This is a genomic window from Wolbachia endosymbiont of Drosophila bocki (assembly GCF_028982005.1).
GTDB lineage: Bacteria > Pseudomonadota > Alphaproteobacteria > Rickettsiales > Anaplasmataceae > Wolbachia > Wolbachia pipientis.
Genome location: NZ_JAPQLG010000147.1, coordinates 1 through 667, shown reverse-complemented (window position 1 = coordinate 667; position 667 = coordinate 1). Strand labels below are relative to the sequence as shown.

The following is a 667-nucleotide window of genomic DNA, read 5'->3' as shown; positions in this document are numbered from 1 at the left end:
TAGATGATGATAAGGAGGTTGAATGCCAGCAGCATATAGTTATGATTTAAGAAAAAAAGCAATGGAAGCGCTAGACGAAGGAGAAAGCAGAGAAACAGTGGCAGCAAGATTTAAGATTGGACGAACTACTTTATGGGAGTGGCAGCAAAGAAGAAAAGAAACAGGAGACTTTCAATCAAAAAAACTTGGAAATGGGGACAAAATTACCGACTGGGATACCTTTGCCAAATTTGCCAGAGAACACGGAGGAAAGACTCTATCGGAAATGGCTAAACTTTGGAACAACGTTAGTATCCAAACGATCTATCGAGCCCTTAAAAAAATTGGATTTACGCGCAAAAAAAGACATATGGATACAAGGAAAGAAACGAAGAAAAACGTGCTGAATTTTTGAAAATTATAGCGACAAAAGAACCTAAAAACTTAGTGTATATAGATGAGTCTGGCATTGATAACACCGAAGACTACCCCTACGGATATTGCCAGAAAGGACAGCGGTTTTATGCCTTAAAATCTGGAAAGAAAACTCAGCGAATCAGTATGGTTGCAGCCTTAAGTGGAAGAAAGATAGTTGTTCCGTTAACCTTTGAAGGCCACTGTAATATGGATGTTTTTAATGGATGGTTTGAGCAATTTTTGACACCGATCTTGGAACCTGGACAGACTG

The 667-nt window shown here is 39.0% G+C and carries 1 pseudogene; it reads left to right on the top strand.

What is annotated here, in order from left to right:
• Window positions 1-22: 22 nt before the first annotated feature.
• A pseudogene (locus OZD61_RS03225) lies at window positions 23-667 on the top strand (IS630 family transposase); the annotation flags it as partial.